The 23161-nt window shown below is 71.3% G+C and carries 17 protein-coding genes; 8 read left to right on the top strand and 9 right to left on the bottom strand.

What is annotated here, in order from left to right:
* Window positions 1-177 precede the first annotated feature (177 nt).
* The gene (locus tag ACIRJR_RS31310) at window positions 178-1362 is read left to right on the top strand and encodes a hypothetical protein (RefSeq protein WP_403786864.1); all 1185 of its coding nucleotides are present in this window, start codon (window positions 178-180) and stop codon (window positions 1360-1362) included.
* 128 nt (window positions 1363-1490) lie between these two features.
* On the opposite strand, the gene ACIRJR_RS31315 is transcribed toward ACIRJR_RS31310, so the two are convergent.
* The 3 genes from ACIRJR_RS31315 to ACIRJR_RS31325 form a co-directional block, all read right to left on the bottom strand.
* The gene (locus ACIRJR_RS31315) at window positions 1491-2330 is read right to left on the bottom strand and encodes an adhesin (protein WP_403787031.1); all 840 of its coding nucleotides are present in this window, start codon (window positions 2328-2330) and stop codon (window positions 1491-1493) included.
* A gap of 96 nt (window positions 2331-2426) precedes the next feature.
* Window positions 2427-4301: an MFS transporter gene (locus ACIRJR_RS31320; RefSeq protein ID WP_403786866.1), complete on the bottom strand. Its 1875-nt coding sequence runs from the start codon at window positions 4299-4301 to the stop codon at window positions 2427-2429.
* 208 nt (window positions 4302-4509) lie between these two features.
* Window positions 4510-7206, bottom strand: a complete 2697-nt coding sequence (locus ACIRJR_RS31325; RefSeq protein ID WP_403786868.1) for a D-alanyl-D-alanine carboxypeptidase — start codon at window positions 7204-7206, stop codon at window positions 4510-4512.
* Between the two features lie 195 nt (window positions 7207-7401).
* Between ACIRJR_RS31325 and ACIRJR_RS31330 the strand changes: the two genes are divergently transcribed.
* The 3 genes from ACIRJR_RS31330 to ACIRJR_RS31340 all read left to right on the top strand — a co-directional run bounded on the left by ACIRJR_RS31330 (window position 7402) and on the right by ACIRJR_RS31340 (window position 9631).
* Window positions 7402-8121 (top strand): GPP34 family phosphoprotein, encoded by a 720-nt coding sequence (locus ACIRJR_RS31330; RefSeq protein ID WP_403786870.1) that lies wholly within the window; start codon window positions 7402-7404, stop codon window positions 8119-8121.
* Window positions 8122-8360: 239 nt separating this feature from the next.
* Window positions 8361-9218 carry a helix-turn-helix domain-containing protein gene (locus ACIRJR_RS31335; RefSeq protein ID WP_403786872.1) on the top strand — a complete coding sequence of 286 codons (858 nt, stop codon included), beginning with the start codon at window positions 8361-8363 and terminating at the stop codon, window positions 9216-9218.
* Window positions 9219-9421: 203 nt separating this feature from the next.
* Window positions 9422-9631, top strand: coding sequence for a DUF397 domain-containing protein (locus ACIRJR_RS31340; protein ID WP_403786874.1), 210 nt, complete (start codon window positions 9422-9424; stop codon window positions 9629-9631).
* A gap of 84 nt (window positions 9632-9715) precedes the next feature.
* Here the strand turns inward: ACIRJR_RS31340 and ACIRJR_RS31345 are convergent, their stop codons facing one another.
* Both ACIRJR_RS31345 and ACIRJR_RS31350 read right to left on the bottom strand, forming a co-directional pair.
* Complete coding sequence (locus tag ACIRJR_RS31345; RefSeq protein ID WP_403786876.1) at window positions 9716-12073, bottom strand: tetratricopeptide repeat protein; 2358 nt, start codon at window positions 12071-12073, stop codon at window positions 9716-9718.
* Entirely contained in the window at window positions 12070-12483 is a 414-nt protein-coding gene (locus ACIRJR_RS31350) for a hypothetical protein (RefSeq protein WP_403786878.1), read from the bottom strand. The genes ACIRJR_RS31345 and ACIRJR_RS31350 overlap by 4 nt, the downstream gene beginning before the upstream one ends.
* Before the next feature lie 626 nt (window positions 12484-13109).
* Here ACIRJR_RS31350 and ACIRJR_RS31355 point away from each other — a divergent pair.
* The gene (locus tag ACIRJR_RS31355; RefSeq protein WP_403786880.1) at window positions 13110-14690 is read left to right on the top strand and encodes a sodium:solute symporter family protein; all 1581 of its coding nucleotides are present in this window, start codon (window positions 13110-13112) and stop codon (window positions 14688-14690) included.
* Window positions 14691-14780: 90 nt separating this feature from the next.
* Here ACIRJR_RS31355 and ACIRJR_RS31360 read toward each other — a convergent pair whose 3' ends face one another.
* The 3 genes from ACIRJR_RS31360 to ACIRJR_RS31370 all read right to left on the bottom strand — a co-directional run bounded on the left by ACIRJR_RS31360 (window position 14781) and on the right by ACIRJR_RS31370 (window position 17821).
* Window positions 14781-15896, bottom strand: a complete 1116-nt coding sequence (locus tag ACIRJR_RS31360) for an ADP-ribosylglycohydrolase family protein (RefSeq protein WP_403786882.1) — start codon at window positions 15894-15896, stop codon at window positions 14781-14783.
* Window positions 15897-16134: 238 nt separating this feature from the next.
* On the bottom strand, window positions 16135-16608 hold the full coding sequence (locus tag ACIRJR_RS31365) for a carboxymuconolactone decarboxylase family protein (protein ID WP_403786884.1): 474 nt from the start codon (window positions 16606-16608) through the stop codon (window positions 16135-16137).
* 106 nt (window positions 16609-16714) lie between these two features.
* Window positions 16715-17821, bottom strand: a complete 1107-nt coding sequence (locus ACIRJR_RS31370) for an alkene reductase (RefSeq protein ID WP_403786886.1) — start codon at window positions 17819-17821, stop codon at window positions 16715-16717.
* A 59-nt stretch (window positions 17822-17880) separates the two neighbouring features.
* Here ACIRJR_RS31370 and ACIRJR_RS31375 point away from each other — a divergent pair, with 59 nt between their 5' ends.
* Entirely contained in the window at window positions 17881-18249 is a 369-nt protein-coding gene (locus tag ACIRJR_RS31375) for a MerR family transcriptional regulator (RefSeq protein ID WP_403786888.1), read from the top strand.
* 108 nt (window positions 18250-18357) lie between these two features.
* Here the strand turns inward: ACIRJR_RS31375 and ACIRJR_RS31380 are convergent, their stop codons facing one another.
* On the bottom strand, window positions 18358-20934 hold the full coding sequence (locus tag ACIRJR_RS31380) for a bifunctional FO biosynthesis protein CofGH (protein ID WP_403786890.1): 2577 nt from the start codon (window positions 20932-20934) through the stop codon (window positions 18358-18360).
* 119 nt (window positions 20935-21053) lie between these two features.
* Between ACIRJR_RS31380 and ACIRJR_RS31385 the strand changes: the two genes are divergently transcribed.
* A complete protein-coding gene (locus ACIRJR_RS31385) occupies window positions 21054-21872 on the top strand; it encodes an HAD family hydrolase (RefSeq protein ID WP_403787033.1) in 819 nt (272 codons plus the stop codon).
* A gap of 47 nt (window positions 21873-21919) precedes the next feature.
* Window positions 21920-23149 (top strand): hypothetical protein, encoded by a 1230-nt coding sequence (locus tag ACIRJR_RS31390; RefSeq protein WP_403786892.1) that lies wholly within the window; start codon window positions 21920-21922, stop codon window positions 23147-23149.
* The last annotated feature ends 12 nt before the right edge of the window (window positions 23150-23161 follow it).

The raw sequence follows: 23161 nt of genomic DNA on the forward strand, positions 1-23161 counted from the left end.
TTCCCGGCCCGCCCCTGCGGGCCGTCTCACCCTTCAAGTGCGCCGGACCGGCTCCCGGGTTGCAGCAGGAGTGACCGGCGGAGAAAACCCGTGCGCCACCGCAACGCGCCGACCCCGCCACCGCATTGAGAACGGGTGCAGACGTCGGAACCGAGAAGGCACAGGGAAGAGATCATCATGAGTGGAATGCGTCGACGTACGAGAGCCGCCGTCACGGCACTGGCCGTCGCGGCGGTCACCCTGTCGGCCGCCACGGCGCACGCCGACGCCCGGTGGGCCGCCGCGGACCTGCCGGGGGTGGGCGGCGCCATGCTGTACGGCGCCACACGGGTGGACGCGGACACCACCTGGGCGTACGGCGTCGGGGTGACCCAGGAGGGCCGGACGCGGCCCACGACGCCACTGCTGCTGGCCCGGGACGGCGACGCGGGCGCCTGGCGGACGATACCGATGGCGGCTTTCGACGGCGACTCCGGCCGGATCAACTCGATCAACGCCCGTTCACCGAAGGACGCCTGGGCGGTCGGGGACCACGAGGAGGGCCGCGGCGCCATCCACACCCAGCACTGGGACGGCACCGCCTGGCGGGTGGTTGACGCGCCGGTGCCCGAAGGGCTGCGGCTGGCGGGTGCCGGACTGCTGGACGTCTCCGTCAGAGCCTCCGACGACGTGTGGGCGGTCGGCTGGCTCGTCGTCGTCGACAGCGAGACCCCCAGCACCGATCCGAACAAGCCCGGCGGAACGGTCCAGGAAACACACATGGAGGCGTTGGTCCAGCACTGGGACGGCGAGGCGTGGCACATCGTCCCCGTGCCGGACGCCACCTCGCTGTCGACGGGCTCCGTCACCGCACTCGCCGCGGACGACGTGTGGATCTCCGGCTACACCTCCGAGGACCAGCCCATGATGCTGCACTACGACGGCCGCTCCTGGTCCCGCGTTCCCGTCCCGTACGACGGGGTCAACGGGGAACTCGTCGACCTGGAGGCCCGCGGCGCGCGCGACGTCTGGGCGGCGGGCCGGAAGCTGAACGACGACGAGGACCGCGGGCACGCCCTGCTCGCGCACTGGAACGGCCGCTCCTGGAAGCAGGTACCGGCACCGGCGGCCGCGGGCCGTGCGAACGACTTGACGCTGACTCCGGGAGGAGTGGCGGTCTCCGGGCACCAGCCGGACGGCACGCCGTACGTGATGCGGCTGCGCGACGGCCGGTGGACGAACCTGGCCGTACCGACGGGCGGTACGGCCGGCGGCCGGTACGTCTCGGGAGTGGCCTGGACCGCCCAGGGAGTCACGGTGAGCGGCAACGACCAGGGGGCGACGGGCCTGCCGGCCCCCCTGCTGCTGACCGGCGGCCGCTGAGTCGGCGGGTGACGGGGGCCGGGACGGGGCCGCCGCGGCCGATACGCGGGCCGGTGCCGGCGGCGCCGCGTCCGTCCGGTGAGAGGGCCGGGGGGCCTCGCCGGTGCGACCGGTCAGCGGCTTGACGGTCAGCGGCACGACGCCTTCAGCTGCGCGGCCGCGTGGTGCGCGCCCACCAGCGCCGAGTCGCCCCAGTCCCGGCCCCGGTCGACCAGTTGCACGGCGAAGGTGTCCCCCTTGACCGGGTAGGTCCGTACGTCGACGGCCGTGCCCCGGTGCTCGGGCTGGTGCACGGCGAAGCCCGTATAGGCAGAGTCGGTGTTCCGCGGATCGGAGAGGACCCGGTACACGCTCGGTTCCCCCGCCACGTCCCGGTCGCGGACGCTGCGGGGCACGAAGACGGTCAGCGCGCACTCGCGGAAGCCGTCGCCCAGGTGCCACGACCAGACGGCGCTGCTCCCCCGGTCCTGTCCCGGGCTGCCCGACATCGGGACGGCGCTGAACCGGCCGTCGCAGGAGCTGTCCGCGAACCCGCCCGTATCGACGGTGTACCAGCCCGCGTCGCCGTTCTCGAAGCGCCCGTACTCCGCGTAGTCGCCCGTCGTGCACCCCGGCCCGGCCCACTCCGTGAAGCGGTAGCGGCCGGTGTCGTCCGCCGGTGGCCGTGAGGCGTCGTCACCGGGCGGCCCGGCGTCCTCGGGCCCGATCCGGGTCGGTGCCCCGCCGCCGACCGGTGCCGGTACGGCCCCGGCCCGGCCCGTGGCCTCCGGGCGAACGCCTCCGGCCCCCGCGGCGATCAGGGACACGGCGGTGGCCAGACCGCCCACGGCCACCGCGACCCCCGCCGCCAGCAGCACCTTCCGTCTCCTCGGCAAGGTGGAGACCCGGCCCGTCAGCGTCTCCCGGGCGATCCAGGAACCGCTCCCGCGAGGCGAGCGTTCCGCGGAACCGCACCCGGGACAGACCATGCCCGGCAGCGGACCGATGTGTTCGCCGCCGCAATGTTGGCACCTCATGGCAGCACACCTTGCCAGTGCCGCCTGCCCAGGGGGAGGGTTCCCGCACTATTGACGCAGTTCCTCAGGACACGGGGTGCCCGGCTGCAGTTGGTACGGCGCGGCGAGGCGGTAGACGCCCGGGCGCGGCGCGAGGAGCTCGGTCCACTCGTCGCCGTCCCCGTCCTCGTCCACCTTGATCAGGCAGCCGTGGGCGTTCGTGAAGTCCTTGGGGGCGTCCCCGTCCTCCGCGGAGCGCTTCTTCGAGGCCTCCGTCTCCTGCGGGCGCTCCACGCTCTTCCCCTCGTCGTCCACGACGGCGAGCCAGCGCGAATAGGGGATCCGGATCAGGACCCGGCCCGCAGACCGCACGCGGATCGTCAGCTTGTCGTCGTCGGCCCGCTCCACCGTCGCGGGCGGATCGGCGAGCGGCACCGGGTCCAGGACCCTGAAGAGCTGCCAGTTGGCGTCGCTCCAGACCGCCTTCAGATAGGGCTGCCCCGCTTCGACGAGCGCGGCCTCCTGCTCGCCCCCGGAGTCCGGCTTCCCCGTCGGCAGCACCACGTAGTGCACAGCCCAGCGGTCCAGCCACGCACGGTAGTTCACCGCGTCGAGGGTGTCGTCGTAGAAGAGGGGGTTGCGCTTCATGTCGGCCTGCCGGTTCCAGCCGCGGGCCAGGTTGACGTACGTGTCGAGCGCCGAGGCCTCCCGGTGGCTGCTGGGGGGCACCACCTCGACGCGTCCCTTCTCCGCGTCGACCTTCTGGAGCTGGTCGACCAGCGGGGCGAGTTCGCGGTTCCACGACGCGGTGGGGGCGGTACGGACGATGTCGTCGACCCCCTTGAAGCCGATCCAGAAGTTCAGCCCCGCGAAGACGATGACCAGCGCGTACCAGCGCCGGGTGCGCGGCGCCGTGTACGGCAGCGCGGCGAGCAGGACGACACCGGCGAACAGCATCGCCATGCGCGACACGTTCGAGCCGATCTGCGAGTCGACCACGTAGGTCAGCAGCGTCCCGGTGCCGTAGACCGCGGCGGCCGTGCGCACGGTGTGCCAGTCGCGTGGGACCAGGAAGAAGACGAAGACGGCGTACAGGAAGGGCAGCGAGAGGGTGCCGAGCGCCATCGGCTGCGTGCCGGAGAACGGGAACAGCCACGCGGAGAGCACCACCACCACGACGGGCGGCAGTCCGATCGCGTACGCCCCGGGCCGCCGTTTGTTCAGGAAGAGCGCCGCGGCGACGACCCCGAGGAACAGCCCGGCGACCGGGCTTCCCGCCGTCGCGAGACCGGCCAGCGGCGCGGCGACGACGGCCTTCGCCCACCGCTTGTACCGCCAGCGGTGCGGCCAGCAGAAGACGGCGGCGACGGCACCGAGCGCGAACATCATGCCGAGCCCGAACGTCACCCGGCCGGACAGGGCGTTGCACAGGTACGCGAAGACTCCGGCGAGCGCGCACGCCAGGGGGTTACGGACGGCGGGGACCCGCACCAGGATCAGGGCGGTGAGCGCCGATGACACCGTGCCGGCGATCATCATCGTCGTACGGACGCCGAGCACCGACATCAGGTAGGGCGACACGACGCTGTAGGAGACGGGGTGCATGCCCCCGTACCAGGCGAGGTTGTACGCCGTGCCGGGGTGACGGCCGACGAACTCGGACCAGGCGTCCTGGGCGGCGATGTCACCGCCGCTGTTCGCGAAGAAGAAGAACCAGAGCACGTGCACGGCGGCCGCGACCGCCGTCGTCAGCAGGACCGGGTGGCGCCGGAGGCGGCTGCGCAGCGAGCGGTCAGGGCCGTCCTCGCCCCCGGCGGACTGGGCCGGGATCCGCACGGACAGGCTCGCGGCGGGCGGCACGGGCGGGCTGTCGTTCACGGCGGGCGGGCTGTCGTTCACGGCGGGCGGGCTGTCGTCCGCCCGTGTCGGCTCAGCGGTGGTCACTGCGACTCTCCCCGTCCTTGCCCGGGCCTGCCGAACCTTCGGTCTGCTGCGACGGCCGCCTCATCCGTACCCGTAGGGACGCGTCCCGACGCCCGTCCGTTGCCTCGGGACGCTAGCACGCAGCGTTTTCCCCGCGCCGGTCCACCGGCGGACGGCTCCCCGGCCCCCGCGACGGCAGGGCGGCGGGGGCGGGGAGCCGTCCGGTCGCTCAGGTGATGCGGGTGAGCTTGTCGCCGAAGGCCGGTTCCGTCATCTCGCTCTGCAGGGCGACGGGGACCGAGACCTTCCCCGTTCCGGTACCGACGGTCACCTCGCCCACGACGGTGCCGGCAGCTGCCTGGTGCGCCGGGGTGGTGCCACGGTCGGTCAGTTCGAGATCGACCTCGAGCCCGCCCCAGCCGACGGCCTTCAGGTCCTTGGTCGCGACCAGGGGCGTCTGCCGGCCGAAGCCGTTGTCGACGTACCCGACGACCTGGCCCTTCTTGACGACGGTGGCGGAGTCGACGCCCTTCTGGGCGGCCTGGATCAGCCGGAAGCTGTTCTGGATGGCGCGCTCCAGCTTGGCGTACAGGGTGCCGTCGGTGTCGGCGCCCATCACCGCGCCGATGATCCGGCGGGACTTGCCGTCGACGACCGTGTCAGCCGTCCAGAGCAGGTTGCCGCCGGCCGGGGTCGACGATCCGGTCTTGATCCCGCTGACCCCGTCCTGCAGGAGGATGGTGTTGTTGTTGTAGATCTTGCCGACGCCCGGGATGTCCGCCTGCGGCATGTTGACGATCTCGCGGAAGATGTCGTTCTGCATGACCGCCTTGCCCAGGCTGATCTGGTCGGCGGGCGTGGACACGGTGGAGGACTTCAGCCCGCTCGGGTCCGTGTAGGTCGAGTTGGTCATCCCCAGGTCCTCGGCCGCCGCGTTCATCTTCTCGACGAAGGCCTTCTCCGTGGTGGCGTCCCAGCGGGCCAGCAGCCGTGCCACGTTGTTGCCCGACGGGATCATCAGCATCTGGAGCATCTGGCGCTCCGTGTACGTGTCGCCCTCCTTGATCCCGGCCATCGACTCGTCCGTGTTGGCGGCCTCCTCGGCCGCCTGACGGTCGACCTCGATCTTCTCGCCGGTCTCCTCACCGGTGATCGGATGGCTCTTGAGGATCACGTAGGCGGTCATCACCTTCGCCATGCTCGCGATCGGCGCGGACTTCTCCTTGCCGTACGAGCCGATGGTGCCGACCCCCTCGACCTCGACGGCGCCCTGCCCCTCCGCCGGCCACGGCATGTCCAGCTTGTCCCCTCCGAAGGTGTACGTCGGGGAGGCCGACAGCGTCAGCGTCGGATCGGGAAGCGGGCGCACAGCCTGCGCGATCGCAAAGACGATCAGGGCGAGCAGGACGAGCGGGGTCCAGATCTTGACCCGGCGGACGGCCGTGCGCACCGGGGTCTCCGGCGGCGGCGGGGTGTTCGTGAGCTCGGCCAGCAGGTCGAGCGGCGGCCTGGGCGGCATGGGCTGCTGCCGGGTCCGCTCGGCCTCCGCGAGTCCCGCCCCGGGGCTCGCGGGCGTCCCGGGCCCCGCGGTGACGTCGGGTGTGACGGTGGGGCCGACCACGGGCGCGGGGCGTACGTCGTCCGAGCGCAGCGGTACGAACTTGCTGGTCCGCTCGGCGGGGGCCTCGGCAGGCGCCTCGGCGGGGGCGCCGGACGCCTTCGCGGCCCAGGACGGCTTCCGCGCGGCCTCCGTCTGCTTCGGCGGGAGCTTCAGCGCTGTCGTCGGCTGGTCGACCTGATCGGTCCTCAGGGCCTTGAAGGCAGTGGTCGGATGATCGATTCCTCGCCCGTCACGCGCGGGCTCCGCGTCCTCGGCGTCCTCCGCGTCCTCGGCGCCCTCCGCGTCCTCGGCTTCCTGGACGGGGGAGGCTTCCTCGCGGGTCCTCGGGACGCGGGGAGCGCCCTCGGAGTTGCTCGCGGCGGGTGCGTCCGCCGACTCCGCCGATTCCCCCGACTCCCCCGACTCCTCGGAGCCGGCGCCGGTGCTGGCGTCGGACTCGGACTCGTTGCCGTTGTCGCCCCCGACCCCGACCCCGGCCCCGGTCTCGGTCTCGCCGTCGGCCGGGGTTCCCGCGTCGTCGCCGTCGGCCGGTCCACCGTCGTCCGTCGCCCCGTCGGCTTCCGCCGGGGCGACGGCGTCGGTCTCAGCGGCCTGCTCCTCGGCGGCGGGACCGTCGTCGGCGCTGCGGGCCTCGGCGTCCTCGCCCCCGTCCCCGTCCGGCTCCGGCTCCGGCTCCTCCGCACCGCTTCGACCTGCGGATTCGTCGTCCGGCCCGGTCGCCACCCAGGCCGCGACGGCAGCACGCAGCCGCGCGTCGGTAGGCGCCGGTTCGGCATCAGTGGCGGAATCAGTCGCGGAATCAGTCGCGGAATCGGGCGTGGAGGAACCGGAGCCGGACGAGCCCGAAGTGATTTCGGACCGCTCGTCGGTGTCGGCGTCGGCTTCTGTGTCCGAACCCGCTTCGGCTTCTGCTTCGGCTTCGGCTTCGGCATCCGAGCCAGATGCGGATGCGGCCGCGGCTTCGGAGGACGACGGCGAGGAAGCCTCAGGGGCCGCCGTGGCCGCTCCGGTCGCGTCCTGCGCGTCCGGGGCCCTCTCGGCCTCCCCGCGGGACGCAGAGGCCCCCTCAGGGCCCTCAGAGCCCTCTGCGGGGGCTGTGGCGCCCTCGGGGGCGTCGGCCTCTCCGGAGTCCGGGAGGCGGAAGACAGCCGTCTCCCGGTCCGTCGCGCCGCCGGTCGTCCCGTCCGCCGCACTCCCGTCGGCCCCGGCGCCCGGTTCACGGAAGACCGCGAGACGCGGATCGCGTTCCTCAGTCGTCCCCGACGACTTCCGCTGCTCCGACTTGTCGGGGGACTCGCCCGCCACCGATTACCTCCTTGATGCGCAGCGGGGCCGTGCCCGCACTGTCCGAACCATCTACCAGTGTCCTGTGTGAACCCTTGGCCGAACCGCTAGACGAGGACGACATACCTAACGGTTCCCTCACAAAGCACCCAGGCACCCTCGACAGACCAATGTGAGAGGGGTCACCCTGTCATGCATCCACGCGGGGAGGCATGGATGGGCAGGAGCCGTAGAACAATTCCGGAGGAGCTTCTGCTGCTCGCTCTGGACCCGACCACGGGTACCACAGCGCAGCCGCAGTCGCTCGACCTCGGCCTGGCCGGGGCACAGCTAGTAGAGCTGGCTCTGGCAGGACGGATAGCCCCTGACGGGGATCGTATAGCCGTGGTGATGCCACGGCCGACAGGAGATCCGACTCTGGACTCCGCACTGGAACTGCTGCGCCGTCGTGGCAGTCCGGTTCGGGCGGTCCACTGGATCGGCGGGCCCCGACTGGGACTCCGCCAGATCTACCTCGCTCATCTGGAGCGGTGCGGCATGGTTCACGCCGTGGCGGGCCAGATGTGCGGAGTGCTGCCGACGACTCGCTACCAGGCGACGGACACGGCGATCAGCCGGGACATCAGGTCCCGGCTGGACAGTGCGATCCGCACCGGCGTACCGCCGGACCCGCGGACCGCGGCGCTCGCCGCACTGGCCCACGCGGTCGGACTCGGCAAGCACCTGTACCCCGGGAACGAGGGGCGCTCATCGCGCTCCCGGCTCCGGGACCTGATCAGACACGACCCGATGGGCGGTCTCGTGGCGCATGCCGTGATGGACGTCCAGAACGGTGTGGCGGTCCAGCCACGCCGTAATCAGCAGACGGCAGGCGTCCCGTTGCAGCCGCAAGCGCCAGCGCGCCACGGCAGCATGGCGCACACCTCCGTCCACTGACAGCACGACCGCGCGGACACCTGCGCGGAGTACCGAGTACCGCCGCACCGACGTCCCCATGACCCGGTTCGGGAGCCGCACCAGGCGCGGGGCAGCCGGATCCACCGGCTGCCCCGCGCTTTTGCGTGCCGTCATCGCGTGTGGCCATTTCCCAGCGCGCCCGGGGGCTCGGGTGGCAATCTGCTGAGCAGTAGACACACACAGCTACATCAGCTGCATAGCCGGAGGTGCCGTTCCCCGTGCCGACCAACGTCAATCCCACCGTCAGGCGACGCCGGCTGGGCCAGGAACTGCGCCGTCTCCGCGAGATCAAGGGCATGACGGCGGAGGAGGTCGCGGAGCGGCTGCTCGTCTCACAGTCGAAGATCAGCCGCCTGGAGAACGGCCGCCGCTCCATCAGCCAGCGCGACGTGCGCGACCTCTGCGGGGTGTACGAGGTCGAGGACCACCGCATCGTCGACTCACTGATGCAGATGGCGAAGGACTCCCGCCAGCAGGGCTGGTGGCACGCCTTCGGTGACATCCCCTACAGCGTCTACATCGGGCTGGAGACCGACGCGGCCTCGCTCCGTGTCTACGAGTCACTGATCGTCCCCGGACTGCTGCAGACACGCGAGTACGCGCAAGCGGTGATCGAGGGGATGTGGCCCGAAGCCACACCCAGCGAGATCGACAAGCGCATCCAGATCCGTCTCAAGCGCCAGGACCGGCTGACCGATCCGGTCAATCCGCTGCGCTTCTGGGCGGTGATCGATGAGGCCCTGCTGCGTCGCATCGTCGGCAGCCCGCAGACGATGAACGCCCAGCTGCTCCACCTCGCCGAACTGAGCGAACTGCCGCACGTGACACTTCAGGTACTGCCCTACGACGTGGGCGCGCACCCGGGAATGTACGGAAAGTTCGCCATTCTGGAGTTCCACGAAGCGATGGACGCGAGCGTCGTGTACCTCGAAGGCGTCACCAGTGACCTGTACCTGGAGAAGGCCAATGACGTTCAGAGCTATGCCGTGATGTACGAGCATTTGCGAGCAAAGGCCCTGAGCGCGGAACAGTCACGCGACTTCATCCTCGCGGCGGCGGAGAACTGCCGCACCTGAGTAATTGACGAGTCGCACGAAAAACAAAAGACGGCAACATACACCTAAGTAACCAAACCCAGGAACCCCCCAAAGGAATCATTCACCCAGAAGGGTGAACGGAGCTCACCTTCGATGGTGTCGCAGCGTAGCGTCGCTCCTGGAGTCGCTGACTCCCAGCGACCGGGACCCGAGGCCCCACGGCCGACACAATCATCGGAGGCATGCTGATGGAGCATGGCAAGCTGACAGAATGGACCAAGTCATCCTATTCCGCCGTTAACGGGGATTGCGTCGAAATCAAGGCTGCGGGACGCGACACCGTCGCGGTGCGCGACTCCAAGGATCCGCACATCGGAATCCTCGATTTCGCGACGGAATCCTGGTCGGAATTCCTTGCGGATATCAGCCGAACGTCGCCCTTCCAGAACTGAAGCCGGCCGCAAGGCCTGCCCAGGCACCGTCAGCCACGCCCTCTCGACTGGTCCGCCGTCCTGGCCGAGAGGGTCGCTGCTCGTTCACGGGGACTCCAGCAGACTGCGCGTCTTCACCGTGACGGGGTGTTCCACACCCAGCACGCGCTCGCACAGGGGCATATTGAGGCGGGCCAGCGCCTGAGCCTCGGCCGTGCTGCCGGAAGCCGCGAGCGCAGCCGCCAGCCCGGCCCTGTTCGTGAGCAGATAGGGATGTTCCTGTCCCAGGGCCTGCTCCTGCCCGTTCACCGCGAACCTGGCGAACGAGATCGATTCCTCGTGCGCCCCGCGCTCGGCCAGGATCCAGCTGAGAAGAATCGCGGCCGAGAACGCCAACGGGTGTGCGGCACCCTGTACACGCTGCCGGTCCGCAAACGCCTGCCTCGCGATGGGCTCTGCTTGTTCGTGCCGGCCGAGGTGATGGAGCCCGAAGGCGAAATTGTGGTGACTCGTCACCGTCGCCAGGGAGTCAGGTCCCAGGAGCTCCTCACAGAGGGCCACCGTTTCCGCACCCACCCGGTCGAATTCCTCGACGTCACCGGAAAGGGCCACGTACTCGATCCGCAGCGCCCTGACGTAGAGCGTGTCCGGATGGTGCTCACCGAGAGCCCGGCCATGAACTTCCTGAGCCCTGTCGAGGACTGCGACACAATCCGCCACCCGCCCCAACTGGCCGAGTGGTTCGTGGAGGGAGAGAAAGCTCTCCAGTGTTTCGGGATGCTCCTCGCCGAAGACCCTTTCCCGACCGTCGAGAACCTGCCGGTGCATGGCCTCGGAATCCTCGAACCGCCCCAGCCTGAAGAGTGCCCGGGCAGCGTCGTTGCCGGCGGAGAGGGTGAGCGGATGGTCCGCCCCGAGATGGGTCTGCGCGACCTCGCGGGCCGCCAGGGCCGAATGAAGGGAGGCCTGGTAGTCGCCACCGTCGAACACGATCCGGTTCAGGTCGTTCACCACCCCGGTCACGCTCGTCGCGGTGGCGCGATCACGCACGAGCCGAAGCAACTTCGAGGCGTGGGGGACCAGGCCGCGGACACCGCGGTCCGCCGCGCGGCCGTCCTCCGTGGAGGGGATCCCCGCTCCGAGCAGGCGGGCGGCCCCCTCGATCAGCAGCGGCCACTGCTCCTGCGGAACCGCCGCCGCCACACTGTCGAGCAGGACGCCGTGCGTCTTGACGCAGCGCACCGTCTCGCCGCCCTCGTCCGCGTCGACCAGCGAGATCAGGGAGTGGTCCAGCAGCCCCCGGAGTGCGGTCTCGACCCGGTCGCAGGGCATGGGTGGCTCCAGCCCTTCGAGGGCGACGGCCCCCACCGACAGGGGCCGCAGCAGGGAGAGCGGCACCGGATCGGAACTCCAGCAGGACAACAGGCGGAGCAGGGACTCGCTTTCGGGCATGCCCGCGTCGGCCAGGGCGCCCAGGGAGATCTCCCACGTGCGCCCCACGAGGTGCCGGATGTCCCGCCCCGAGCCGCCCGGTACCGCGCCCCGGTCGATGAGCTCGGTGGGGTTCTCGTCCAGGTGTCGCCGATAGTCGCTCATGGACCAGCTCTCCAGAAGTTGCCGGGACAAGAAGGATCCGGCCAAGCTCAGGGCGAGTGGCAGGCATTCGAGCCGCCGCGCGACGGCTTCCGCCTCCTGGGCGCTGCCCGCCGCCGGAGCCAGGTCGTGCAGTACCAGCGCGGCGTCCTCCAGCGGGAGTACACCGACCTCGTGCAGTTCCGCCCCGTCCCATACGCGTCCGCCGCCCACGCGCGTGGTCACGACGACCGTCCCCCGCGAGCTGGACCTGAGCCACGCGCCTTCTTCCAGGGCCGCGGGATCGTCCGCGTTGTCCAGAACCAGGAACCACGGCTGTGCCGAGGCGTTCAGGTAGTGCCACACCAGGTCGGCCGCGGCCCGGCGCCCGTCGTGAGCGGCGACCAGTTCGGAGGTCTCCGCGCCGCGGTCCGCGGCCACGGCGAGCATTCCTGAACGGAGCGTGGACCGCTCGGAGGCGTTGACCCACAGGCCTATGCGCTCCCCGTCGCGGTGGACGGTGGTGAAGAGGGAGTGCGCCACGGCGGTCTTTCCGCAGCCGCCCATGCCGTGCAGGACATGGATCCCCCCGGTCTCGTCCCGGGCCGCATCCGTCAGCCTGGCCATCAGCGCGGTCCGGTCCCTGAGAACCCGCGGGGCCCTGCCCACCAGCGGGGTGCGCACGGAGTCCGGGGCCGGCCGGCCGAACGCGCCTCCGCCCTGCGGCCGTACCACGGTGCGCCGCGGGGGTGGGGCGAACAGGGAGGCACCGTGGTCGGGTGCCTGGTGGTAGTGGTTCTCGGTGACGTACTGATCGCCGGCCGTCTGGTAGACGCGGCCGCTGCCGGACGCCGTGGCCCGCACCCGGTACTCCGGGCCGGTCTCGCTCACCGTTCGTGGATGTGCTGGTCGCGCCCCGCCTGGTACACGCGTCCGCTTCCGGATGCTTCGGCACGCATCTGCACACCCGGGGAGGACTGGCCGGCCTCCGGATCGAGTTCGGCCAGGACCCGGCGCAGATCCGCGGCGACATCGGGCCTTTCGCTGAGCAGCCGTCGCACCCGGCCCGCCCACGCGGCCCGCAGTTCCTGCTCGGTCAGGTCGTCGCCGGACTCCCGCGCAGCGAGCAGATCGTCCCGGCTCGCTTCGAGTTCGCCCTGCACGCCTTCGGCGCGGGCAGGGCTGGCCCGTTGCCACAGGGAGACGATGCCGTCCCGGGTCCTCTCCCACGCGTCGGTGGCCATGAGCGTCACCACGGATGCCCCTGCGGCCCGGGCCAGTTCGATCAACTGCGCGTCCATTCACGCCCCCACCTCGGTCGGCACCCGGTCAGCACCTGGATCAGGGCCACCAGCCTATGTGCGCCGGATTGTCGCTGTCAGGTGGAACGCGCGCCATGCGGACGAGGAAGTGGGAGCCGCGGTCGTCCCGAAGTGCCCTGCCGGCACAGGATCAGAGGGAGGTTCGACGGCCGGCCGTGACGGCCGGACCGTGTGTGGCGGTGCGGAGCACCTGGGGGACGTGGTGCGGAGCACCCCTGGGGCGCCGTGCGCCGGTGCTCCGGAGCCGGGCCTGCCGGACTGGTTCAGCCTTCCCCCTTCTCCGGCCGCACGGGACCCGCATCCCGTGCGGTCGTTCTGCGTTCTCGGGCGTTCCTGCCTTGCGTCGATCTCTGCACAGCCTGACGAAGTGCCCGCTCATCGTGTGGCCGTGGTCACGTCCACGACAACGCCTCGCAAGGTCAAGAACAAGTAAAATCGTTCGCCTTGCTGATTCGCGTTCACATCTCTGACCAAGAAAACCTTGACCGAGGACCCGGACAGGCGGTTCAATCCCCCAAGTCCCCGTTCCCGCACGGGGGCACCGCTGAACGGCCGTACTGACGAAGTGCGTTCCCGTTCACAAGGCGGACCCCTGGAGGGGGCACATGAACAGTCTCGACTGGGCCGTGCTCATCGGATACTTCGGTGTGATGGTCGCGATCGGACTCTGGTCGCACAAGCGCGTGGACAATGTCAGCGACTTCTTCACCGCCGGCGGCAAGATGCCGTGGTGGCTCTCGGGCATCTCGCACCACATGTCCGGCTACAGCGCGGTGATGTTCACCGGCTACGCGGGTATCGCGTACCAGTACGGCGTCACGTCCTTCGTGACCTGGTCGCTGCCGATCGCCATCGGCATCGGCATCGGCGCGAAGCTCTTCGCGCCCCGGCTCAACCGGCTGCGCTCGCGGCTGCACGTGGCGTCGCCGCTGGAGTACCTGAAGGACCGCTACAACGTTCCGACCCAGCAGGCCCTGGCCTGGTCCGGACTGCTGCTGAAGATCGTGGACGTCGGCGCCAAGTGGGCGGCCATCGCCACCCTGCTCTCCGTCTTCACGGGCATCACCCTCACCCAGGGCATCTTCATCACCGGCATCATCACGGCCGTCTACTGCACCGTCGGCGGGTTGTGGGCCGACGCGCTCACCGAACTCGGGCAGTTCATCATCCAGCTGTTCGCCGGCCTGGCGATGCTGGTGATCGTCATGAGCAAGCTCGGTGGCTTCAGCTCGCTGTGGACGGTCTGGGACAAGCTGCCCGAGGGACACACGGATCCCACGGCCGGCCCGTACACGGTGACCTTCCTGCTGGCGTACCTCTTCATCAAGACCTTCGAGTACAACGGCGGCATGTGGAACCAGGCGCAGCGCTACATGGCGACGGACTCCGCGCGCTCCGCGACCCGTTCGGCCCGGCTGTCGGCCGTGCTGTGGCTGGTCTGGCCCGTCGTGCTCTTCTTCCCGATGTGGGTGGCCCCGCTGCTCGTCGAGGCCAAGAAGCCGGACGCCTCGGACAGTTACGCCCTGATGACCGAGCAGCTGCTGCCGCACGGTCTCCTGGGCCTGGTCGTCGTCGGGTTCTTCTCGCACACCATGGCCATGTGCTCCTCCGACGCCAACGCGATCTCGGCGGTCTTCACCCGGGACATCGCGCCGGTCTTCTCCAAGGCGGCCCGCACCTGGAGCAACCGCAGCGGTCTGATGGCCGCACGGCTGTCCACACTCGCCTTCCTCGGCCTGTCGATGGCGCTGGCGACCCAGATCAACTCGCCGACGTTCAAGGACATCATCTCGGTCGTCATCAAGTGGGTGGCCGGTCTGATGGGCCCGATCGCGATCCCGTTCATGCTGGGCCTGCTGCGCAGGTTCCGCCGGTCCGGCCCGACCGCGGCGCTCACCAGCTGGGCGGCGGGGCTGCTCGCCTTCTTCTTCACCAACTACAACCTCGACGGCTCGGTGAAGACGGATGTCGCCCTGCAGTACCAGGTGGCGCTCCCGCTCGCGATCTCGCTGGTGCTCTACATCGTCATCGGCTTCATCAAGCCCGAGGACACCCCGGAGCGCGACGCGCTCATCGAGCAGATCAACACGGACGGCCAAGGGCCCGTCGGCGCCGCCGCGGCGGCCGTTCCCCAGCAGAAGCCCGGCCCCGAGAACACCGGGGTCCCGGAGAGCGTGAAGGACTGACGTCCCGCGGCCGCGGGGCACATGAACGGTGGGCGGGCGCGGCGGCGTCCGCCCACCTCCGTGCTGCGCCGTCTCCCGCGAGCCCGGGGTTCAGTCCCGCGGATAGCGCGCCAGCCAGCCGGGGGCGACCGCCGACGGACTGTGCAGGGCCGGGCCCTGGGTCATCTCCATCGCGAAGTCGTCGGAGAGTTCGAGGAGGGTCGGACGCCCCTCCAGTTCCGCCAGCCAGGCCGGGGGCAGCGCCGTCTCGCCGTGCAGCGCCCCGAGCAGGGCCCCGCAGACGGCCCCCGTCGCCGCGGACGGCCCGGAGTGGTTCACGGCGAGCCGCAGCCCGTGGCGTACGTCCTCGCCGACCAGGGCGCAGTACAGCGCCACGGCGAGGACCTCCTCCGCCGAGTCCGTGTCGCCGAGCGCCTCGATGAGGGCGGGACCGGGTATCCCCTGCCGTACGGAGCCGAGGGCCTGCCGGAGGGCGTCGGTGATCTGCTCGCTGCCCGGACGTTCGGCGAGCAGGGCGAGAGCGTGCTGGACCGCGCCGTCCAGGGTCTCGCCCCGGGCGAGCCCGTGCACCATGAGGGCGAAGGCCCCGGCCGCCAGTTGGGCGGTGGCGTGCCCATGGGTGTGGGCGGCGCACTCGACGGCCAGCTGGAGGACGAGCTGGGGCTCCCACCCGACGAGCAGACCGAAGGGGGCGGAGCGGGTGAGGGCGGCCGAATCCCGTGCGGCGGGGTTCTTGGGCACGGCCAGGGTGCCCATGGTGTCGTCACCGAAGCCGACGAGGCACTCGCGGGTGGGCGCGCGGCGCGTGTACAGCCACTCCTCCCTGGCCAGCCAGCCGTTGTCCTTACGGCGTTCGTCGGGCCCCCAGGCGCTCTGGGTGGCCGCCCAGCGCAGATGGGCCCGGTGCACGTCGGTGGGCGGGTGCCAGGCGCCGGTGTCGCGTCGGACCTGGGCCCGGATCAGGCCGTCGACGGTGAACAGGGTGAGCTGGGTGACGGCGGTGACCGCGCCCCGTCTCCCCTGTACGGGGACGAAGTCGGCCACGCCGTCGACGCCGTGGGCCGCGCGGATCGCCTCCAGGGTGAGTCCCGAGACCCCGGCCCCCAGTGCGTCCCCGATGGCGCCGCCGAGCAGGGATCCCCGTACCCGGCTCCGGAAGTCCTGCTGCTGGGCACGGCCCCAGACAGCTGTGGTCCCTGTGCTCACCGTGCCCCTTCCGTCCGGCCTGCCGCCTGCGACCGCGCAAGCACTGTAATCGAACAGGAAGGAGCGGTTCAGAGACGGAACGGAATGTACTGACTGGTGCGCGAGAGCACGCGTGCGCGGCATTCCTCATGGTTTCCGGCCCGTGCACGCCTGCGGCCGGGAGGTCTCTTCCGGCATGGTTTCCGGCCCGTGCGCACCCGCGGCCGGGAGGTCTCTCCCGGCCGCGCCGGCGGGCCGGTCAGCCGAACATGCCGGGCCGGTAGTCCCCCGCGGGCTGCTGGACGATGACGTTCAGACGGTTGTACGCGTTGATGACGGCGATCAGGGCCACCAGGGCGAGGAGCTGGTCCTCGTCGTAGTGCCCGGCGGCGTTCGCCCACACGTCGTCCGGCACACCGCCGGCCGCGTCGGCGATGCGGGTGCCCTGCTCCGCCAGTTCCAGGGCGGCCCGCTCGGCGTCCGTGAAGACGGTGGACTCGCGCCACGCGGCGATCAGGTTGAGCCGGAGCGCCGTCTCGCCCGCCTCCGTGGCCTCCTTGGTGTGCATGTCGACGCAGAAGCCGCATCCGTTGATCTGGCTGGCCCGGATCTTGACCAGCTCCTGTGTCGCGGCGGGCAGCCCCGAGTCGGTGACGACCTTCCCGGCCGAGTTGATGTGCCTGAGGAAACCGGCGGCGGCCTTGTTGCCGAAGAGGTCGAGGCGAGCGTTCATGGTGTGCTCCTGAGCTGTCGCTGATGCTTACACCCCCTCGACGGACCGGCCCCGGCGGATGTGACACGGCGGCGTGTGACCTGCGCCTCATCCCGGCCGTCACGCGTCACTCCCCGGCGTCCAGGGCCGGATAGTCCGTGTATCCCGTCTCCCCGCCCACGTACATCAGGTAGGCGTCCCTGACCTGGTTCACCGCAGCGCCCGTACGCATCCGGCGGATCAGGTCGGGGTTGGCGAGGAAGGGTCGCCCGAGCGCGATCACGTCGGCTCCGGCGGCCAGCAGCCGATCGGCCTGGGCGTGGCCGCCGTCGTCCGGGATGCGGTCGGCGGGCAGCACGGGGTTGGCGACGAGGGTGCCGGGCCAGTCCTTCCGGATCCGCTGGAAGACGGCGTCCTCGGGGTCGGCGTGCACCACGTGCAGATATGCCAGGCCCCTCCCCGCGAGGGCCGCGAGGAGCGCCGGGTAGATCTCCTCGGTGTCACCCTCCTCGATTCCGTTGACCGTGTTGCCCGGCGAGACACGCAGCCCCACCCGCTCGGGGCCGATCTCCGCCGCCACGGCTTCGGTCACCTCCACGACGAAGCGGACGCGGTGCGCCACGGACCCCCCGTAGGCGTCGGTCCGCCGGTTGGTTCCCTGGGCCAGGAACTGGTGGAGGAGGTGGCCGTTGGCGCTGTGCACCTCGACGCCCTCGAAACCGGCGTCGACGGCGTTGCGGGCCGCGGATGCGAAGTCGGCCACGGTGGAGGCGATGTCCTCGGCGGTCATCTCCCTGGGAACGACCGAGGGCACCCGCCCGGCCGGGGTGTGGATCGTCTCCGGCAGCGCGATCGGCGAGGGGGCGACGGGTGTCAGCCCGCTGGTGTCCGGATGGCCGGCCCGCCCGCCGTGCTGGATCTGGAGGAACATCCGCCCGCCCTCCGCGCGGACCGCGTCGGTGACCATGCGCCACCCCGCGACGTGCGCCGGGCTGTGGATCGCGGTGATGTTCGGGTACGTCTGACCCACGGCGTTCGGTGTGGACGCCTCCGCGATGATCAGCCCCGCCGATGCGCGCTGCGCGTAGTACGTGGCCATGAGGGGGGTAGGAACGCCTTCGGCCGTGGCACGGTTCCGGGTCAGCGGCGCCATCACGAGGCGGTGGGGAAGCGTGAGGGGGCCGAGCGCGACGGGCTCGAAGAGGTTCCGTGAGGAAGTGGCTGTGTTCGTCATGCCGGAACGGTAAGAATTGACACCGGTGTCAGGTTCAAGTCCCGGAGGCGAGGAATCCCATGCGGATCGGCGAACTGGCCCGGCGTACGGCCGTGAGCGAGCGCTCCCTGCGTTACTACGAGACCCAGGGCCTGCTGACGGCCGGCCGCACCCCCGGCGGCCACCGGGACTACCCCGAGGGCGCCGTCGACCGCGTGATCCGCATCCAGGAGTTCTACGCGGCCGGGCTGTGCAGCTCGAAGATCGCCGAACTGCTGCCCTGCGTACGGGACACGGACGGCGGCCCCTCCGCGATCGCCACCCCGCGGCTGGTCAGCGACCTGTCCGAGGAGCGCGACCGCATCGACCGGAAGATCGAGGAGCTGCGGCGCTCCCGGGACGTGCTGGACGACGTGATCGCGACGGCGGCGGGCGACAGCGAGGACTGACGCGCCGCCCTTCGGCCGCGCCCGGAGTCCCGCCGTGCCCGAGCCGGCCGTCCCGGCCCCCGCTCCAGGGGGCGGGCCGGCGGACCCCGTACGCCGGCCGGAAGCGCCTCAGCCCTCCAGTACCGGAAGCAGCTCCGGCAGGTGGCCGTCCGAGGCCGCCGCGGCCGTGACCCGCTCGGCCGGGACCTCGCCGTAGAGCGTCGTGCGCGGCTTCGCGGGGCGCCCCGCGAGGTCGGCGATGGCGACGAGGTCCTGGATCGAGCGGTACGAGCCGTAACTCGACCCCGCCATACGGGAGATGGTCTCCTCCATCAGGGTCCCGCCGAGGTCGTTGGCGCCCGAGCGGAGCATCTCGGCGGCGCCCTCCGCCCCGAGCTTGACCCAGCTGGTCTGGATGTTGGTGATGTGCGGATGGAGCAGCAGCCGGGCCATCGCGGTGACGGCCCGGTTGTCGCGGTCGGTGGGACCGGGACGCGCGATGCCGGCCAGGTAGACGGGGGCGTTGGTGTGGATGAAGGGGAGTGTGACGAACTCCGTGAAGCCGCCGGTCTCCTGCTGGAGGCGGGCCAGCGTCCTGAAGTGGCCGAGCCAGTGACGGGGCTGGTCGACATGGCCGTACATCATCGTGGAGGAGGAGCGCAGGCCCGTCTCGTGGGCCGTCCTGACGACCTCCAGCCAGGTGGCCGTCGGCAGCTTCCCCTTGGTGAGGATCCAGCGGACCTCGTCGTCGAGGATCTCCGCCGCGGTGCCGGGGATCGAGTCCAGCCCGGCCTCCTTGGCGGAGGCCAGCCAGTCGCGGATGGACATCCCCGTGCGGGTCGCGCCGTTGACGACCTCCATCGGCGAGAAGGCGTGGACGTGCATGCCCGGGACGCGTTCCTTCACGGCCCGCGCGATGTCGAAGTAGGCGGTGCCGGGCAGGTCGGGGTGGATGCCGCCCTGCATGCAGACCTCGACCGCTCCGACGTCCCAGGCCTGCGCCGCACGGTCGGCGACCTGGTCCAGGGAGAGGGTGTAGGCGTCGGCGTCCGTACGTCGCTGGGCGAAGGCGCAGAAGCGGCAGCCGGTGTAGCAGACGTTGGTGAAGTTGATGTTCCTGGTGACGATGTAGGTCACGTCGTCACCGACCACGTCGCGGCGCAGGGTGTCCGCGATCCGGCACAGCTCGTCCAGTGCGGGGCCGTCGGCGTGGAGCAGGGCGAGGGCCTGTTCGTCGGTGAGCTTGGTGGGGTCGTCGGCGGCCTGGCTCAGGGCCTGGCGCACGTCGGCGTCGATCCTGGAGGGGACCATGCCGGGGGCGGCGGCCTCGCGCAGGGCCTCCCAGTCGCCGTAGACCTCGTCGAAGTCGTCGCGGCGGTCGCCGGTGCGGCCCTCGGTGTCGATGGTGCGGTGCAGGTCGGTGCGGCCGGAGGCGTTGAAGCCCTCGTCGGGCTCCTGCCAGGGCAGCCCCGCCGGGATCGCGCCCTCCTTCGCGAGGCCCGTCTCCGGATCGGCGAGCGCCCGGACGTGCGGGAGGAGGCGCGGGTCGAGCCAGGGCTCGCCCCGCTGGATGAACTCCGGGTAGATGGTGAGCCGTTCGCGCAGCTGGAAGCCGGACTCCGCGGTGCGGGCGGCGAGTTCGTCGATGTGCGGCCAGGGGCGCTCGGGGTTCACATGGTCCGGGGTGAGAGGTGAGACGCCGCCCCAGTCATCGATGCCCGCGCCGATCAGCAGGGAGTACTCGGCGTCGACGAGATTCGGCGGGGCCTGGATGCGGGCCGAGGGGCCGAGGATGTGGCGCGCCACGGCGATCGTGGCGGCCAGCTCCTCCAGCTCCGCGTCCGGCATCCCGCGCATCGCGGTGTCGGGCTTGGCACGGAAGTTCTGGATGATGACTTCCTGGATGCCGTGGTAGGCCCGTGCGGTCCTGCGCAACTCGAAGAGGGAGTCGGCCCGCTCGTCGTACGACTCGCCGATCCCGATCAGGATGCCGGTGGTGAACGGCACGTTGGACCGGCCGGCGTCCTCGAGCACCCGCAGCCGGACGGCCGGCTCCTTGTCCGGGGAGCCGTGGTGCGGTCCGCCCTTCTCGGACCAGAGCCGGGTCGCCGTGGTCTCCAGCATCATGCCCATGGACGGGGCGACCGGCTTCAGCCTCTGCAGGTCCGTCCACGTCATCACACCCGGGTTCAGGTGCGGCAGCAGTCCCGTCTCCTCCAGCACCCGGACCGCCATGGCCCGGACGTACGCCAGGGTGTCGTCGTACCCCTCGGCCTCCAGCCACTCCCGCGCCTCGGGCCATCGGTCCTCGGGCCGGTCGCCGAGCGTGAACAGGGCTTCCTTGCAGCCCATTTCAGCACCCCTGCGGGCGATGTCGAGGACCTCGTCCGGGGACAGGAACATCCCGTGCCCCGCCTTGCGGAGCTTCCCCGGCACGGTGACGAAGGTGCAGTAGTGGCAGGTGTCACGGCAGAGCCGGGTCAGCGGGATGAAGACCTTGCGGGAGTACGTGATCACTCCTGGCCTGCCGGCCGCGTCGAGCCCCGCGTCCCGCACCCGGGCGGCGGACGCGGCGAGACCGGTCAGGTCGTCCCCCCGCGCCTGGAGCAGGACGGCGGCCTCGGCCACGTCGAGGGCGACACCGTCGCGGGCTCGCCGGAGGGCGCGCCGCATGGCGTTGGTCGTGGGGCGCTGAGGATCGGTCATGATCCGAGCATACGAGCGCACCACTTCTTGAGGACCAGGACCTCTGTTCCGGGTGACCACCCGCTCCGCACTGAAGTCTTGGCCGTTATGTCCCACTTGCCCCGTAGGCTCGGAGGGTGATGAAAACGATCGTCTTCGACATCGGAGAAACCCTCGTCCGCGACGACCGCCACTGGGCCTCGTGGGCCGACTGGCTCGGTGTCCCGCCGCACACCGTCAGCGCGCTGGTCGGAGCCGCGGTCGCCCAGGGCCGCGACAGCACCGACGCGCTGCGCATCCTGCGCCCGGGTATGGACGTCACCGAGGCGTACCACGCCCGCGCGGCGGCCGGCCGCCGCGAGCATCTGGACGAGACCGATCTCTACCCCGATGTACGCCCCGCCCTGGCCGAGTTGCGCGCGCTCGGGATGCGGGTCGTCGTCGCGGGAGACCGGACGGCCCGCGCCGGAGACCTGCTGCGGGCGCTGGACCTGCCGGCGGACCTGGTGGTCACGTCGGAGGAGTGGGGCGTCTCCAAACCGGACAGGGAGTTCTTCGCCCGCGTACTGGAGGTGTCGGGCGCCGCACCGGAGGCCACCGTGTACGTGGGCGACCATCCGGCCGACGACCTGTTCCCGGCGAAGTCCTCGGGGCTGCGTACGGTCCACATCCGCCGCGGCCCGTACGGCCACTGGTGGGCGGACCACCCGGACGTCATGGAGACGGCCGACTGGCGCGTCGGCGCCCTGACCGAGCTCCCGGCGCTGCTGGGCGGGGCCGGGCGGCCGGACGGCGGTACGGCCCGCCGGCCGGAGCGCCCGGGAACCGAACCGCCGGACGCCGCCCGGGCCGGAGCGGCACCGGTGGAGGCGGGCAGCGCGGGAACACCGGAGGCCGACCCGGCGGGAAGCGTGACCGACGGGGCCGGCCGTGACCCGGGTGTGATCACCAGCGCGTAACCTCCCACCGGTCGAAGGACGACGGGACGCACAGGCGGGGGAAGCCGATGGGGTACGGGCGGGCCGCGATACCGGCGCTGGCCGGGGGGCTGCTGGTCACAGCGCTGCTCTGGTGGGCGGGGGCGAGTGACGAGGTGCTGCGGCTGCAGGGCAGCACCCGGGTGTTCGGGCCGGAGGGCGTCGGCGACCTGCAGCGCTGGCTGGCCCCCTGGTCGTACGACACCGCGGAGTGGGTCCGGGTCCGGGTGGAACCGCCGGGCGGGGGCACGGGTGACGGCGGCCGCTACCTGTCGCTGTACTCGACCGCGATGCAGATCCGGTTCTTCGCGGTGTTCGCCTTCTTCGTGCCCGGCGCACTGCTCCTCGTCCGCAGGCTTCCTCCGGTCAACGGCCGGGTGCCGGCGGCATTGCTCGCGCTGTGGGCGTGGGGCGTGGTGGCCGGAACGCTGGCCGTGGCCGTCTCCGCGCCGTGGATGGTCGCCGCCGCCGGGCGGGGGAGCTACCGCTTCCTGCCGGCGCTGTCGGGTCTGATGTCGGCGGGACGGCAGATCCTGGTTCCGGCGGCCCTCCTCGCGGCGGTGGTGACCGTGCTCGTGGCCCGGGCGACCGCGCAGGGCGCCGGCGCGCTGCCGCGCAGGGAGGCCCCGGCCCGCGCCGCCCGCGCGGCGGCCACCGTCGGGGCCGCGGTCGTCGCGCTGTCGCTGGTGGTCCTCTCCTACGACCGGGTCGCGGCGGAGATCCAGGGGGTCACCGTGTCCGGGGGCCTGCTCTCCGAACCGGGCGACCTGCTGCGCCAATGGCTGCTGCTCGGCGGCTGGTCGGGCCCCGCGGGCACGTCGTACGGCCACTGGCTGCTGTACCGCGCCGCGGACGTCCTGCTGCTGGCCGTGGTGTGGTGCGGCCTGCGATGGCTGCCCGGACTGCTGACCCGGGTGTCCGTCCACGCGATGGCGGCCTGCGGTGTCTGTGTCACGGTCATCGGGCTCCTGGTGAGCCAACTGCTGCACGCCGTGGTCGAGATGACCGGCTCCTACGGCCTGGCCTACGGGCCGCTGCGGGTGTTCGCGAACCTCGGGAACGGCGTCCCGGCCGCGCTGGTCTGGGGGACGCTGGCGGGGTGCGCGGCGGTCGTGACGTACCGGCTGTGCGGTGGCGGCCGCACGCACACCCCGGGCACGGACACCCCGGGCACGGACACCACGGGCACGCAAGCCCCGGACGTCCCGCCGCCGCCCCCGTACCCGCCCGCGGCAGCACCGGAGCCCACCGCCACCTGACCGCCGGACCGT

The organism is Streptomyces sp. NPDC102402 (assembly GCF_044765765.1).
In the GTDB taxonomy this organism is placed as follows: domain Bacteria; phylum Actinomycetota; class Actinomycetes; order Streptomycetales; family Streptomycetaceae; genus Streptomyces.